The organism is Maribacter taeanensis, assembly GCF_047345145.1.
GTDB lineage: Bacteria > Bacteroidota > Bacteroidia > Flavobacteriales > Flavobacteriaceae > Maribacter_C.
This window is the reverse complement of sequence record NZ_JBLFER010000004.1, coordinates 50,301-67,155: the sequence shown is the minus strand read 5'-3', so window position 1 is coordinate 67,155 and position 16,855 is coordinate 50,301. Positions and strand designations below refer to the sequence as shown.

Genomic DNA, 16,855 nt, shown 5'->3' with positions numbered 1-16,855 from the left:
ATCTAGCATTTGAAATCAAAAATTAATAGTACACAATGACATCTGAAACAGTAATCAGTATATTTTTAGGAATAGGTTTAGCAGCTTCTGTGGGTTTTCGGGTATTCTTACCCTTATTTGCCTTGAGTCTAGCATCTTATTTTAATGTTTGGGAACTCAATGATAGTTGGCAATGGATCGGAAGTTTAGCCGCTGTGATCACTTTAGGGGTTGCTACAGTAATTGAAGTTTTTGCCTATTTTATTCCATGGGTAGATAATGTTTTAGATAGCATGGCTGTTCCTTTAGCCGCTATTGCAGGTACGGCGGTGATGGTCAGTACGGTCGCAGGATTAGATCCTGTGGTTACTTGGTCATTGGCGATAATTGCAGGGGGAGGCACGGCGACAGCGATTAAAGGAGCTGGGGCAGCCGGTAGATTGGCTTCTACAGCGACTACTGGTGGTATAGGTAATCCCATAGTTTCGACGGTGGAAACAGGAACAGCAATTGCGGTAACTACTGCGTCAATTTTTGCACCCGCAATAGCCGCCGTATTAGTGATCATAATTTTGTTTATCATATTTAGAATATACAGAAAGCTAAGACCGAGGGCTAAAACTTAAAAACTAATCCCAAGAAATAGTGAAAATAATAGCGATGATACCCGCGCGTTACGCGGCATCAAGATTTCCTGCAAAATTGATGCAAGACCTGTCGGGCAAGCCCGTTATTCTTCGCACGTATGAGGCAGCCATCAATACCCAACTGTTTGATGAGGTATATGTGGTTACTGATAGTTCAGTAATTTTCGATACGATTGTAAGCGCTGGAGGAAAAGCTATTATGAGTATTAAAGAACATGACTGTGGCAGCGATCGTATTGCCGAGGCAGTAGAGAATATGGATGTTGATATCATTGTAAATGTTCAAGGAGATGAACCTTTCACTGATAAGGAAAGTTTGACCGGAGTTCTTGAGGTTTTTAGAAGTGACATTGAAGAAGAAATTGATTTAGCTTCTTTAATGGTTAGAATAACAGATCGAGATGAAATAGCGAATCCAAACACTGTAAAAGTTATTGTTGATAATCGCAATTTTGCCCTGTATTTTTCGCGATCTCCAATTCCTTATCCGAGAGCAACGGATATTGAACAAGTGTATTTTAAACACAAGGGAATCTACGCTTTTCGGAAACGTGCCCTAATGGATTTTCAACGTTTACCTATGCTCAAACTAGAAGCAACCGAGAAAATAGAAGCCATCCGTTATTTAGAATACGGTAAAAAAATTAAAATGGTAGAAACTACTGTGAGTGGAATTGAAATAGATACTCCCGAAGATTTAAAGCGCGCGCAAGAAGCATGGAGGTAGATTATAGTGCCATAAAAGTCGTCGGTTTTGATGCTGATGATACCCTATGGGTTAATGAAACCTATTTTAGGGATGCAGAAGAACAGTTTGCAAGTTTGTTAGATGGTTTTGAAACTAAAAACAAAATTGATCAAGAATTGTTTAAAATGGAAATGAAAAATCTCGAACTATATGGTTATGGTATTAAGGGTTTTATGTTATCTATGGTGGAGTCAGCTCTTGATATTTCGAATAATACGGTCTCGCAAGCAACGATAACCAAATTGTTGAATCTTGGTAAAAAGATGATTTCGCATCCTGTAGAACTGCTTGAAGGGGTAAACGAAGTGCTGGAAATGTTGAGTGATAGATATCGTTTGATTGTATTGACTAAAGGCGATTTATTAGATCAGGAACGAAAAATTGAGCGATCAGGATTGTCAAAATATTTTCATCACGTTGAGGTATTAAGTGATAAGAAAGAAGAAAACTATTTAAATTTGCTCGATCATTTAGAGATAAATGTGAGTGAGTTCTTAATGATTGGGAACTCACTGAAGTCTGACGTGCTTCCCCTAATAAATATTGGCGCGCAGGCTGTACATGTTCCTTTTCATACCACATGGCAACATGAAGAAGTGGCTATTGAAGATGAAGATGTTAAGTATCTAAAAATTAATAGGTTGACAGATATTCTAAAGTATTTGTGATTTTGAATTATGGATGTTAAAAAAGAGATAGGGGTTAGTAAGATAATGGGTTCAAAAACGGATACATATAGAAATTTTCCGATGGTACCACGTGTGGTTTTCGGGCAAGGCAGTTTCAATCAATTGGGTGAAATCTTGTTGCCAAAAAGGAAGCATTCAGAAGCTCCATTCATCTTTTTGGTAGATGATGTATTTGAGGGTACTAAGTTGATTGAAAGAATACCTCTCATCTTTAATGATCAGATTATTTTTGTTTCGGCTGAAGAAGAACCAAAGACTTCTCAAGTAGATGCTTTGGTGCAAAAGATTCGAAATGGATATGAAGAACTTCCTTCAGGAATTGTCGGTATTGGTGGTGGTACTTTATTAGACCTAGCGAAAGCGGTGGCTATAATGCTCACCAACAAAGGTAGTTCAGCGGCATATCAAGGCTGGGATCTGGTTCAAAAACCTTCCATATACCATGTAGGAATACCTACTATTAGCGGCACCGGAGCAGAAGTTTCTAGAACAACGGTACTCCTAGGTCCTGAAAAAAAATTGGGTATTAATTCTGATTATACCACATTTGATCAGGTTGTTTTAGATCCTGATTTAATTCAAGGTGTTTCAAAAGAACAGTGGTTTTATACAGGAATGGATTGCTTTATTCACTGTATAGAATCTCTCAACGGAACCTATTTAAATGCGTTTAGCCAAAGCTATGGCGAAAAGGCACTTGAACTTTGTAAAGAGGTTTATTTGGGGGAGTTATCTCCTGAAGATTCACGTGATAAGTTGATGATGGCTTCTTGGCATGGCGGAATGAGTATTGCCTATTCTCAGGTGGGTGTGGCACATGCCATGAGTTATGGTTTGGGGTATTTGCTTGGTGTGAAACACGGCATTGGCAACTGTCTGGTTTTTCAGTATCTAGAGGAATTTTATCCAGAAGGGGTAAAACTCTTTAACGAAATGAGAGAAAAGCAGGGTATTGTTTTACCTATCGGAATCTGTAAAAATCTGAGCGATCAGGAATTTGATACCATGATTGAGGTGGCTATGGGAATGGAGCCACTTTGGGAAAATGCCTTGGGAAAGGACTGGAGAAAAACCATTACTCCTGAAAAACTGAGATCAATCTACGAAAAGATATAACCCATTCTTTTATTAAGCATAGAATACTTTGTTAAATAACTTATAAGTATTTAACAAAGTACCGTAATTGAAATACATGCATACACTTGCTAAATTTATTTACTTTAAGATTATGGGTTGGAAGACTGTTGGTGATTTTCCCTCACATATAAAAAAGTGTGTCATTATAGCTGTTCCCCATACCAGTAATATTGATTTTTTCTTAGGATTAGTAATCCGCAGAGTATGGAATGAACAAATCAATTGGGTTGGCAAAAAGAGTCTTTTTAAATTTCCCTATGGATGGTTTTTTAGATGGGTTGGCGGAGCTCCGGTGGATAGAACCAAAAACAATGATATGGTAAGTGCCACGGCTGAACTGTTTGCTAAAAGGGATAAATTTCGTTTGACCTTAGCTCCAGAAGGCACGAGAAAGAAGGTCGATACTTGGAAAACGGGTTTCTATTATATTGCAAAAGCTGCCGAGGTGCCAGTTGTTTTGGTTGCCTTTGATTATGGTAATAAACAAGTCAAAGTTTCAGAACCACATTACACTACGGATGATAAAGAAGCCGACTTCAAGCTATATTATGATTTTTACAAAGGTGTAAAAGGTAAAATAGCTAAGAATAGTTTCTAGCCCCTTTCAATTAATTTTTTCTCCTTCGGGTTGTCTTTTTTCTTCGAATTTCCTGGAAAAACAAGTGTGGTACTAGAATAAGAAGTTCCGAAAGTAACACTAGCTGCATATACTTGATCAATTGCGTCCAATACTTGATGATCTGCCAACTCTTTTAAAGGATGAATAAATACGGACCAGATTACTTCATCACTCAAGGCGTACTTGACATCTAAAGCGGAATGAAAGTTTGCAACCAACATATTTAGTAATTGTTCTTCCTCTAAATCTTTAGTTTCAATTATGGGCGAAATAATCCGCATGCGATTGGCATTTTCGTCATAAACGCAGATCAGAGGCCTTTCTTTGTACATAAATTGAATGGCATTTCCATTGGTCGTAGTGGTATCAGCTACTTGGGAAATTAATTCTGATAATTTTTCGGGATTCATTTCTTGAGCATTTCCCTTCGATAAAAGAAATAAATTGAATAGGGCGAATAGGTAACAAGCTCTTCTCATGTCTGATTTTTTATATAAGTCGCAATGCTCCACTTGTATTTACAAAATAAACTAAATCTTTAAAAATAGTCTATCTATTTGATTTTCAAAAACCAAGAATTCGATAAATGGCATGGGCTCTAGTTGATTTTGAACAATATTGAGCATTGCTTCTCGTTAATTTAAAAGTAAGAAAAATACTACTTTTTTAATTTGAATTGCTTTAAGCAAAATTTGAAATTATGAAACAAATTACATTTTTAACTTTTTTATTCTGTGCCGCCGTCGGTACATTTGCTCAAGATCTAAGGATTACTGAAATTATGTATAATCCGGGTAATACAGATAGTTCTTGGGAATGGATAGAGGTATATAATGCTGGAACGGAACTTATTGACTTAAGTGGTTACGTAATTGATGACAATAGTGGTGCCGATTACGGTGAAGCTAATATCCCGTCAGGAAATATCCTTTCTGGAAAATCTGCCATTTTATTTAACGCTTCAAAACTATCTGAAAGTGATTTTCAACAAGCTTGGGGTACAGTAAATCTAATTCCTGTAACACGATGGAGTTCTTTAAACAATTCAGGTGATACCATAGGAATATGGAATAGTTTTGAATCGTATTTAGGAGATAGTACATCTCAAGAAAATGTAATTGAACAAGTCACATATGCAGCGGATGGAACTTGGCCTGAAGATGATGGTACTTCTTCTATCTATTTAAGTGACCTTAACGCAGATAGTTCCGATGGTAGTAATTGGTTATTAAGTACTACAGGAATGATAACACCGCTCTTTAAAACCTATGTAAGTACACCTATAGAAATCGGTGGTGATACAGATATTGGTTCACCGGGTCTTCCTGGCATAACCGATATAGTAAAACCTGAAATCACATGTCCTGAATTAATTGATATGCTTTCAGATGAGGGTAATTGCGCGGCGACAATTGCCTTGGTACTGCCAACAGCAACGGATAATATATCCACACAGTTTGAATTTGAAGGAACTCGAAATGACGGATTAGCATTGGCTGATCTTTTTCCAATCGGTGATACCGCCATAACTTGGACTGCCACCGATGAAGCTGGAAATGTCTCTGATAACTGTACTCAAATTATTAGAATAAGTGATCAAGTTTCACCAGTATTGAATTGTCCAGAAGCCATTACGCGGTCCAGTGAAGATGGAAATCCAATTGTAATCGAAATTGATTTCGCAACAGCTTCCGATGCTTGCGAAGGAGAATTGGATCTTTCGTTTATCCGGAGTGATAATCTTAGCTTCCAAGAACCTTTTTCAATTGGAACTACAACAATAACTTGGGAAGCTCGAGATGCTTCAGGTAATGTGTCAGAATGTGAGCAATTAATTACGGTTAATTCAACAGCTTCAATGGAAAACGAGATTACTTCTTTTTCTATTTCTGAACAGCTTGGAGAATCAATTATTGATTCTCAAAGTAAAACCGTAAGCATAAAAGTACTTTTTGGAACAGATATTACCGCTTTGGTACCAAACATTGAAATATCAGAAGGAGCCACAGTTTCTCCCAATAATGAATCAGTTCAAGACTTTACTTTGCCAATTGCATATACGGTAAACTCGGAAGATGGTAGTGAAGCAGTTTGGATGGTAACAGTTGAAGTTGAGGAGGAAGACGAAGAAGAGGAAAAGCTATTGGCCATAACAAGTTTTGTTTTGGTGAATGCAGATACGAATGAAGATCTATTTCCTTTAGAAGAAGGAATGCAAATTGATGTTACAGCCCTTCCTACTTTACATTTAGATATTCGAGCGAATACTAGCGAAGATGTTGAAAGTGTGCGTCTTTCTTTAGCGGGAGCTCAAACAACTACCAGAACGGAAAGCCTGATTCCGTACGCATTATACCAAGATCTTCCTATAGGAAATTATAAAGGCAATGAATTTATTGCTGGAGCTTACACCGTTTCGGCTACTCCATATGCAAGTGATAGTACACAAGGAGAAATCGGAAATTCCTTGTCTCTAAATTTTGAATTAATAAGTACAACTGGAACACTTGAAATTGAAAGTTTTACGCTAATCAACGCAGATACCAATGAAGCTCTTTTTGAGTTAGAACAAGGCATGGTGATTGACATCAATAGCTTACCAACAAATCATTTAGATATTCGGGCAAATACGACTGATGATGTTGAAAGTGTAAAGCTCTCCTTATCAGGTTCTCAAACTTCATCAAGAACAGAAAGTTTAGAACCCTATGCTTTATTTCAAGATTTGCCTATCGGAAATTATAAAGGCAATAACTTTGCAACAGGAAATTATTCGGTGATAGCAGTACCTTATTCAGAGGATAGTGCCAAAGGAAGTCTAGGTTCATCGTTTCGAATTGATTTTGAATTAGTTGATTCAGGTCTTGAAGTACTGGAGTTTATTTTGGTGAATGCAGAAACTGATGAGGACTTATTCTCAATTTCTGAGGGAATGCAGATTGACATCAACGCACTACCAACTTTGAATTTAGACATTCGTGCAAATACTAGCGAAGCTGTTGAAAGTGTTCGGCTATCTATTTCTGGAGCACTAAATTCTTCTCGCGTAGAAAGTTTAGTTCCCTATGCTTTGTTTCAAGATTTGCCTATTGGTAATTATAAGGGTAATATTTTTCAAGTCGGTTCTTACTCCGTATCTGGAGAAACTTTTTCAGAAAATAGTGGTCAAGGTCAGCCGGGAAATAGTTTGAGTATAAATTTTGAGCTGATTGATTCTATAGCAAGTGTTGGAGGCCAGAAATCGAATACGCTGATTATTTCGCCAAACCCCGCATGGAATGAAACGAGGTTAAGTTTTAAAAAATCAGTTGAGATTACGACGATTGACATTTATGACAATTTAGGACGATTGATGAAGACCTTTGTAGGAAAAGAGGTTGAAATTGGAGATGATTATTTAGTGCAATTACAAAGTTTGCCTTACGGCAATTATTTCGTTCGAGCCAGAGATACAAATGGTAATTTTCATAACAGTCAATTGCTGATTTCGAGAGAATAAGAAGATAACTAGAGCAGTAGAAAGTAAAAAAGCGATCTGAAATTCAGGTCGCTTTTTTGAATTGAACCAGAAAGGTCTTGTTTTAAGCAAATTAGAATATCAAAAAGCGAATTCTTACCCTGTGTTTCAACGAAATAAATTACACTTTAACGATAAATAAAAATAGGCAAATTCTTACAGTTTATTTTAGGGGCACCGAACAATAAACCAAAGACTATATGATTCCCTCAATTTACAATTCTTCAGAAATTTCCATTTTTCAGATTTCCAATTAGTAGTGAAAACAAACCCCTTTTTTTGGAGGACTTTTTGCTTTACTTCCTGTTTTTAGTATATAAAATCTACTAAGGCCAAATGCCTAAAACAAAATATGTATGAATAAATTTTTACTTTCAATAACCTTATTTTTTACTTGTTTATTTTCTTTTTCACAGAACGATTTGCTAATAAATGCTGGTGGTCCTGAAGTCAATTACAATGATCAGACCTTTATAGCCGATAACTATTTCAATACTGGCTCTACTTTAGATAGACCGCAAACAGGTTTACCAGAGCCATATCAAAGTTTTAGATATAGCCGTTCGCAGCAAATGAGCTATGATATCCCCTTAGAAGATGGCGAGTATGTAGTTAACCTCTATTTCGCTGAACTCTGGTTCGGTGCCACTGGCGGTGGTTCTGGTGGAGTAGGTAGCCGTGTTTTTGATGTAACTATCGAAGAAGCTTTGGCAGAAGATAACCTAGATATTTTCGCCGAGGTGGGTGCTGACGCGATGTTGGTCAGGACACATACTGTGACAGTTACAGGAGGTGTTTTAAATATAGATTTTGATTCTCGAGATGCTGTTGGTGGTGAGCGGCACCCAGTGATTAATGCAATTGAAATTTTGGGTCAAACAACTGAGCCCGTTGAGCGTCCTTTTGTAACTACTTGGAAAACTGATAATCCAGGAGTTTCGGAGGATGATCAGATTACGATTCCTACTTTCCCTGGTGAGACATATAATTATACTGTTGATTGGGGCGATGGTACTTCAGATTCAGGAGTAACTGAAGATATTACCCATACGTATCAGACAGTTGGAACTTATGAGGTTTCGATTTCGGGTGATTTTCCAAGAATCTTTTTTGAATTTTCTGATTTGTTAAAACCAACCGATAGAAAGAAAATATTAAGTGTGAACCAATGGGGAGACATTGAATGGAAGTCAATGGATCTGGCATTTGCCGGATGTTCGCATCTAGACGTTGTTGCTGTCGACACTCCTAATTTACAAAGTGTTAACATACTCAGTAGAATGTTTTATGAATGTGAATCTCTTATTTTTAATTCAAGTATCAATGAATGGGATACAAGTTCCATACAACAAATGCTTGGTGTATTTGAAGGAGCAAAACTTTTTAATCAACCTATTGGAAAATGGAATGTGGAAAATGTTTTCGAAACGACAATAATGTTTGGAGGTGCGGAGAATTTTAATCAAGACCTGTCTTCATGGAACGTATCGAATGTTGTGCATATGGGTGCCATGTTTCAACTGGCGTTCTCTTTTAATTCACCGATAGAATCTTGGGATGTGGGCAATGTTATTGAAATGAGAACAATGTTCAGTGGAGCAAATTCATTTAATCAAAATATTGGTAATTGGAATGTTTCCTCTGTTGCAGATATGACGAACATGTTTAACGGTGCTGGCTTGTCGCCTGAAAATTATGACAACTTATTAAATAGTTGGAGCACTCAACAACCACAGAATGGAGTGATCTTTGATGCAGGCAACAGCCAATATTGTCTCGGTGAGGCAGCCCGTCAAAAGCTCATCGATGATTTCGGTTGGACAATTACCGATGGCGGCAAAGCTGCCGATTGCGTAGATACCACATCTTTTATTACCACTTGGAAAACTGATAACCTTGGTTTATCAGAAGACAATCAGATTACGATTCCTACCTTCTCTGATGAGACTTATAATTATTCTGTCGACTGGGGTGATGGAACTTCAGATTCGGAAGTAACCGGAGATATTACCCATACTTATGCGTCACCAGGCACATATCAGGTTTCTATATCAGGTGATTTTCCACGAATACGTCTAAATTTTTCAAATGATTCAAATAAGTTACTTGAAATTAACCAATGGGGTGATATAGAGTGGGAATCAATGTCAGGGGCTTTTGCTGAGTGTGCTAATATGGATGTAAAAGCCATAGACGCACCAAATTTGACAAATGTTAGCTCACTGAGCGCTATGTTTTATGGTTGTTATGCTCTTGTTGGAAATAATAGTTTCAATTCATGGGATGTTTCAAATATTACTAATATGAACTCGCTATTTTCAGAAAGTAGTTTTAATAGCGATATTTCTAGTTGGGATGTTTCAAATGTTACTGATATGAGCAGTACATTCGGTTTCTCAGTATTTAACCAAGATATTTCTGATTGGAATGTTTCAAATGTTACCCAAATGGGTGGTATGTTCGGCTTCTCTAGCTTCAACCAAGATATTTCTGATTGGAATGTTTCAATTGTTACTAACATGAATCAAATGTTTATGGAAAGTAATTTTGATCAAGATATTTCTAGTTGGGATGTGTCTAATGTCACTCAAATGGGAAGCATGTTTTCCAATTCAGTATTTGATCAAGATTTAGGCAACTGGAATATTTCAAATGTATTGTTTATGAACGATATGTTTAATAATGCCGGGCTAAGTTTAGCTAATTTTGATAGCACTTTAGAAGGCTGGGGCACACAACAAGTGCAGTCAGGGGTAGCCTTTGATGCAGGCAACAGCCAATATTGCCTCGGTGAAGAAGCCCGACAAAAACTAATTGATGATTTCGGTTGGACAATTACAGATGCTGGTAAAAGTGCCGATTGTATAGATACCACATCTTTTATTACCACTTGGAAAACTGATAACCCTGGAGAGTCCGCCGATAATGAAATTACTATTCCCACAGTACTTGATGAAACATATAATTATACTGTTAATTGGGGAGATGGTACTTCGGATTTAGGAGTAACAGGAAACATCACTCATACTTACGAAACACCAGGAACTTATCAGGTTTCTATTTCCGGAGAATTTCCTAGAATACTATTTCCAAATGCAGTAGATCATCAGAAAATAATTTCAGTTGATCAATGGGGCGCCATAGAATGGAACTCAATGAATACTGCTTTTGCATCTTGTGTTAATTTAGAAGTACTCGCATCAGATGTCCCTGATTTGTCAAATGTAACTTCTTTAAAATCAATGTTTAGTATGTGTTCGTCGATGTCTGGCAACGGTTCATTTGGTTTATGGGATGTGTCGAACATTGAATCTATGGCGAGCATGTTTGAGCATTCTACTTTCAATCAAAATATAAGCTTATGGAATGTTTCGAAGGTAACCGATATGTCGGGAATGTTTTCAAACGCAGTTAATTTCAATCAAGACATTAGAGATTGGGATACCAGTTCTGTAATAAACATGGGAGCAATGTTTTCTGGAGCTAGCTCGTTCAACAACGATTTAAGTGGTTGGGATGTTGGCAAAGTAACTAATATGGGAGGAATGTTCTTGTTGACCTCATTTAATTATGATATTTCAGCATGGGATGTTAGCAATGTTACTGACATGAATGCCATGTTTGCTTTAAACCAAGAATTTGATCAAGACATTTCTAGTTGGGCTGTCGGCCAAGTAGAATTTATGAATGATATGTTTTTTCAAACGGCACTCGCGACTGAAAATTACGACAGTATTTTACAAGGATGGAGTATGCAACAGTTACAAGATGGTGTAATCTTTGATGCAGGCAATAGCCAATATTGTCAAGGCGAAGAAGCCCGTCAAAAACTAATCGATGACTTTGGTTGGACAATTACCGATGGTGGCAAAAGTGCCGATTGTATAGATACCACATCTTTTATTACTACTTGGAAAACAGATAACCCTGGTGTATCAGAAGATAATCAGATTACGATTCCAACTTTTGATGGCGAGGTGTACAATTATTCTGTTGACTGGGGTGATGGTACCTCTGATTCCGGTGTGACCGGAGATATAACACATACTTATGAAACTGTAGGTACTTATCAGGTTTCAATTGCTGGTGTTTTCCCCAGGATTTACTTTTTCAATGGGGAAACTGAAAAAGATAATAACAAACTTCTAGAGATAAATCAATGGGGTCAAGTAGAATGGAGTTCTATGCGGTCAGCATTTTACGAATGTGAAAACATGGACATGTTGGCAACAGACGTTCCCAATTTAACCAATGTAAATAGTATAGGTTTTATGTTTGATGGATGTACAAATTTTGTTGCTAACAATAGCATTGAAGACTGGGATACTTCAACAATTACCGATATGAGTGGTGTTTTTAAGGGTACGGAGTTTAATCAAAACATTGGGAATTGGAATACGTCATTGGCAGAAACTATGGATGCCATGTTTTATTACGCAACCTCTTTTAATCAGGATATTGGCGAATGGGATGTATCTACTGTTAACGCAATGGTTCAAATGTTCGAAGGAGCTGAATCTTTCAATCAAGATATTAGTGGTTGGGATGTTTCAAATGTTACAATTATGTGGGATACCTTCTATGGAGCTAGTTCTTTTAATCAAAACTTGGCCAATTGGGATGTTTCTAACGTGGGGACTTTTATTGCTTTCTTAGATAATTCTGGTCTTTCTGACGAAAATTATAACAATATGTTAATTGGTTGGAGCGAACTCCCATCTTTAAAAAACAACATAACTTTACAAACGAATCAGAGCCAATTTTGTGCCGCAAAAGAAGCCCGACAATTTATAATTGACACTTATGGATGGACGATAGAAGATGCTGGAGAATCAGCAAATTGTGAGTCCATTCCAGATTTCGCACTACGAATCAATACTGGTGGTACAGAAGTAATCTACAGCGGAGAAACCTTTAGTATAGATACCTATTTCAATACGGGTAATACATTAGATAGACCACAAACAGGTCTGCCAGAACCATATCAAAGTTTTAGATTTAGTCGTTCACAACAAATGAGCTACGATATTCCCTTAGAAGATGGCGAATACACAGTCAACCTCTATTTTGCCGAACTCTGGTTTGGGGCTACAGGCGGCGGTTCTGGTGGAGTAGGCAGTCGTATTTTTGATGTAAATATTGAGGGCCAGCTTGCAGAAGACAATTTAGATGTTTTTAAAGAAGTCGGAGCTGATGCTATGCTGATGAAATCGCATACGGTTACGGTTACTGACGGGATTTTGAATATTGATTTTAATTCGACAGATGCCGTTGGTGGTGAACGTCACCCAATTATTAATGCTATTGAGATTTTGGGTCAAGTGCCAGAACCAGTAGAACGTCCATTTATTACCACTTGGAAAACAGATAATCCTGGGAGTTCCGCAGATAACCAAATCACTATTCCTACTTCAGACGAATTTGATTATGATTATCGTGTAGATTGGGGTGATGGGACCTCAGATGATGGAGTCAATGGAGATATTACACATACTTATAGTTTGCCCGGTACGTATCAAGTTTCGATTTCAGGAAATTTTCCTCAAATTAAATTTTTAGATAAGGGGGACAAAGAAAAAATTCTTTTCGTTGACCAATGGGGCGATATCGAATGGTCATCCATGTTTCATGCCTTCAGTGGCTGCTCTAATTTAGATGTCTTGGCTATTGATACTCCAAACTTAGGAGATTTCGCCCATTTGCAATATTTATTCTACCAATGCAACAGCTTAATAGGCAATGAAAGTTTTGCTGATTGGAATACAAGTAATGTCCCAGCAATGAGCTTTACTTTTTGGGGAGCTGACCAATTTAATCAAGATATTTCTGCTTGGGATGTTTCTAAAGTAAGATCTATGCGTGGAATGTTTCAAGATGCGAGTTCTTTCAATCAAAATCTTAATGACTGGAATGTACTAAATGTAACTGATTTCACAAGAGTTTTTTACAAGGCTGCAAGTTTCAATCAGAATTTAAAAGACTGGAATATTAGTAATGCTTTCGCCCTTGACAATATTTTTGATCAAACTAGTCTTTCTACCGATAATTATGATGAAATTTTGATTGGTTGGAGTGTTATAAGTCAAAATGAATTAGGTATTCCAATCGGTTTAAGTTTAGGGGCTGCAAATACCGCATACTGCGAAGGCGAAGAAGCCCGTCAAAAATTAATCAATGATTTTGGGTGGAGCATTGTTGATGGTGGAAAAGCTAGCGATTGTTTAGATACGACTTCATTTATTACTACTTGGAAAACGGACAACCCTGGTGCATCGGAAGATAATCAGATTACAATTCCAACATATTTAGGAGAAACTTATAATTATTCTATCGAGTGGGGTGATGGTACGTCAGATTCGGAGGTTACTGGTAATATAACACATACCTATGCCACTCCTGGCACATATCAAGTTTCTATCTCAGGTAATTTCCCTGGTATTCATTTCAATACAAGTGAAGCTGATAAGGAAAAACTAGAATTAATAAATCAATGGGGAGATATCGTCTGGAGAAAGATGAATTCATCATATGAAGGATGTTCTAATTTAGATGTTAACGCTATGGATGCACCAAATTTATTAGGTGTTTCCACTCTAAATGGAACTTTCACCAATTGTACCAGCTTAATAGGTAATAATTCGTTTAATAGCTGGAATTTGGCCGACATAGTAGAAATTGAAAATTTGTTTGCTGGAGCCTCTCTATTTAATCAACCACTAGATCAGTGGAACGTTGGTAGCGTAATTGATATGACAGGAACCTTTAGTGGTGCTTCATCATTTAATCAACCATTAAGCACTTGGGAAGTTGGCAAAGTAGAAGAAATGTGGGATATGTTTGGTAATGCTACCTCCTTTAATCAAAACATTGAAGATTGGGATGTGAGTAGTGTTTTAGACTTTACTGGAATGTTTGCTTCAGCAAGTTCTTTTAATCAAAATTTAGAGAATTGGGATATATCCAATGCTTCAAGTATGGAATTTATGTTCAATGGATCCGCTTTGTCACAAGAAAATTACGATAACATCCTAATTAGCTGGAGTCAAAACCCTTCATTGTTAAATAATGTATCACTTGGTGCTAGTGATACCAATTACTGTCTAGGCGAAGCCGCCCGCCAAAAACTAATCGATGATTTTGGTTGGACGATTACCGATGGGGGCAAAGCTTTCGATTGCCCAGACCCTAATGATTTTGCTATACGCATCAATACGGGTGGTCCGCAGGTTATTTGGTCAGGTGATACCTTTATGGCCGACCAATACCGGACGGGCGGGGCAGTTTACGCTGTTGACTTTCCAATAAGCGACACTACCAATGATGAACTCTATCAAACAGAAGTATACGGGCCTGCAGTGGGTCCTTTTACATATGAAATACCTATAGAGACTCCAGGGGAGTATAACATTCGCCTCCATTTCGCAGAGCTATATTTTGGTGTTCGATCGGGTGGCTTAGGTTCTAGGGTCTTTAATGTTTCCATTGAAGGCAATGTAGTACTGTCTAACTTCGATATTTTGAACGAAGTATCACCGGCCACTGCTTTAATAAAGGAATTCAATAACGTACAAGTAAGTGATGGCTTTGCAACTATTGAGTTTACAGGGGTAACACAAAGAGCCAAGATAAGTGGTATAGAGATATTAGGAACGGGTCCGCAAGAGGAGCGACCTTTTGTGACCACTTGGAAAACAGATAACCCTGGTACTTCCACTGACAATGAGATTACGATTCCAACTTTCTCTGGAGAAACTTACAATTATATAGTTGATTGGGGGGATGGTACTTCCGATTCAGGAGTGACTGGGGATATTACTCATGCCTATGTAAGCCCTGGTGAATATCAAGTTTCTATTTCAGGTGATTTTCCCAGAATAGCTTTTAATAACAATAATGACGCAAAAAAAATAGTAGCAATAAATCAATGGGGCGATATAGAATGGAAATCTATGGATAGCGCTTTTGTAACTTGTAGGAATATGCAATTGCTTGCGAATGATGCGCCCGATTTGTCTAAGGTAACATCGCTTAGATTTATGTTCGCTTTCGCCGAATTAATGAATAGTGATTTATCCGGTTGGGATGTTTCAAATATTACAGACATGGCAAGTATGTTTAGTGGTGCCAGGTCGTTCAACCAAGATATTAGTGTCTGGAACGTTTCTAATGTCACTAATATGAGTTTTATGTTTAATATGGCAGAGAAGTTTAATCAAAATATAGGTATCTGGGATGTTTCAAATGTAACCAGAATTCCAGGAATGTTTCTAAATGCCAGTTCATTTAATCAAAATCTGGAGAATTGGAACGTTGAAAATGTTACCACAATGGCCCAAATTTTCATTAATAGTGGGCTTTCAAACGAAAACTATGATAATACACTTATTAGTTGGAGTCAATTACCATCCTTAATAAATGACGTGCCTATGGATGCACCTCAAAATCAATATTGTATTTCCGAACAAGCCCGCCAAAAACTGATTGATGATTTTGGTTGGATAATCACTGATGCCGGTAAAGCTGCAGATTGCCAGCCCTTTTCGAACGATGAATTCTGGCTAGAAGCTGAATGTGCCAATGTAGGCGAAAATTGGAGTACGATTAACAGTGCTAATGCATCAGGAGGACAATATTTACTATCGCCGGCAGGAGCCAATTATAATAGTGCACCAACCGATCCAGAATCGACTATACGTTTTGATTTTGACGCGGAAGCGGGCATCTATAAAATTTATGCAAGGGTAAGTGTACCTTCTGAGGAGGACGATAGTTTCTGGGTACGCGTCAATGATGGTTCTTGGTTGCGTTGGAACTTGATTCCTGGTAGTGCAGATTTCAGCTGGCACCAAGTACACGATAGGGAAAACAATACGGTATTCTTAACCTTCGATTTGGTTGATGGAGCAAATACAATCGAAATAGCTCACCGTGAAGACGGTGCAGGACTCGATAAGTTGTACGTTACAAGAATTCCAAATATTCCAACCGGATTTGGCGCTACAGATGAAACCTGTAATTCAGGAATTAGTGGCAAAAGAGCGGTTGTAGAAACCAATCCGGCAACCTTGACACCGAATCCGGTGCTAACCACAACGACTTTAAGTTTTGAAAAGCCAGTTCAGCTTACCGAGATTCAAGTATTCGATGTAACGGGTAGATTGGCACATACCTATAACGGGAAAGATGTTTTCGACGATGGTGCTTACCTACTGAATGTAAATGCACTTCCGGCGGGGACGTATTTTATAAACTCCGTTGATGTCAATGGAGTAAAACACCAAAAGCAGATGGTGATTAAAAAGTAGATAGAACAGAGCATAATTACAACAGAAAAGCGGCCTGAATTCAGGTCGCTTTTCTGTTGTAAAACATCGTAATCACTTTAGAACTAAAAGATGCATTTCATCGATGAAGTACTGTCTTATATCTATATTAACAGTGAGGTGTAATCTTACAAAATCTAGTTTTTGTAGCTTTAAGTAAGGCTAAAATAGTTACCAGTAGTTAGTCTAAATTGAT

The 16,855-nt window shown here is 37.6% G+C and carries 8 protein-coding genes; 7 read left to right on the top strand and 1 reads right to left on the bottom strand.

Going from position 1 to position 16,855, the window contains the following annotated elements:
* The first annotated feature begins 35 nt into the window (after positions 1–35).
* The 5 genes from ACKWCD_RS13680 (at position 36) to ACKWCD_RS13660 (ending at position 3,798) form a co-directional block, all read left to right on the top strand.
* A complete protein-coding gene (locus ACKWCD_RS13680; RefSeq protein ID WP_413984523.1) occupies positions 36–605 on the top strand; it encodes a DUF4126 domain-containing protein in 570 nt (189 codons plus the stop codon).
* 34 nt (positions 606–639) lie between these two features.
* Entirely contained in the window at positions 640–1,353 is a 714-nt protein-coding gene (gene kdsB, locus ACKWCD_RS13675) for a 3-deoxy-manno-octulosonate cytidylyltransferase (RefSeq protein ID WP_413984522.1), read from the top strand.
* The gene (locus ACKWCD_RS13670; protein WP_413984521.1) at positions 1,344–2,042 is read left to right on the top strand and encodes an HAD family hydrolase; all 699 of its coding nucleotides are present in this window, start codon (positions 1,344–1,346) and stop codon (positions 2,040–2,042) included. Before kdsB ends, ACKWCD_RS13670 begins: the two co-directional genes overlap by 10 nt.
* A gap of 9 nt (positions 2,043–2,051) precedes the next feature.
* A complete protein-coding gene (locus ACKWCD_RS13665) occupies positions 2,052–3,179 on the top strand; it encodes an iron-containing alcohol dehydrogenase family protein (RefSeq protein WP_413984520.1) in 1,128 nt (375 codons plus the stop codon).
* Between the two features lie 76 nt (positions 3,180–3,255).
* Positions 3,256–3,798, top strand: coding sequence for a 1-acyl-sn-glycerol-3-phosphate acyltransferase (locus ACKWCD_RS13660; RefSeq protein WP_413984519.1), 543 nt, complete (start codon positions 3,256–3,258; stop codon positions 3,796–3,798).
* Here ACKWCD_RS13660 and ACKWCD_RS13655 read toward each other — a convergent pair.
* A complete protein-coding gene (locus ACKWCD_RS13655; protein ID WP_413984518.1) occupies positions 3,795–4,298 on the bottom strand; it encodes a hypothetical protein in 504 nt (167 codons plus the stop codon). The genes ACKWCD_RS13660 and ACKWCD_RS13655 overlap by 4 nt on opposite strands.
* Before the next feature lie 221 nt (positions 4,299–4,519).
* Here ACKWCD_RS13655 and ACKWCD_RS13650 point away from each other — a divergent pair, with 221 nt between their 5' ends.
* Both ACKWCD_RS13650 and ACKWCD_RS13645 read left to right on the top strand, forming a co-directional pair.
* A complete protein-coding gene (locus ACKWCD_RS13650; RefSeq protein WP_413984517.1) occupies positions 4,520–7,318 on the top strand; it encodes an HYR domain-containing protein in 2,799 nt (932 codons plus the stop codon).
* A 374-nt stretch (positions 7,319–7,692) separates the two neighbouring features.
* Complete coding sequence (locus ACKWCD_RS13645) at positions 7,693–16,641, top strand: BspA family leucine-rich repeat surface protein (RefSeq protein ID WP_413984516.1); 8,949 nt, start codon at positions 7,693–7,695, stop codon at positions 16,639–16,641.
* Positions 16,642–16,855 lie beyond the last annotated feature (214 nt).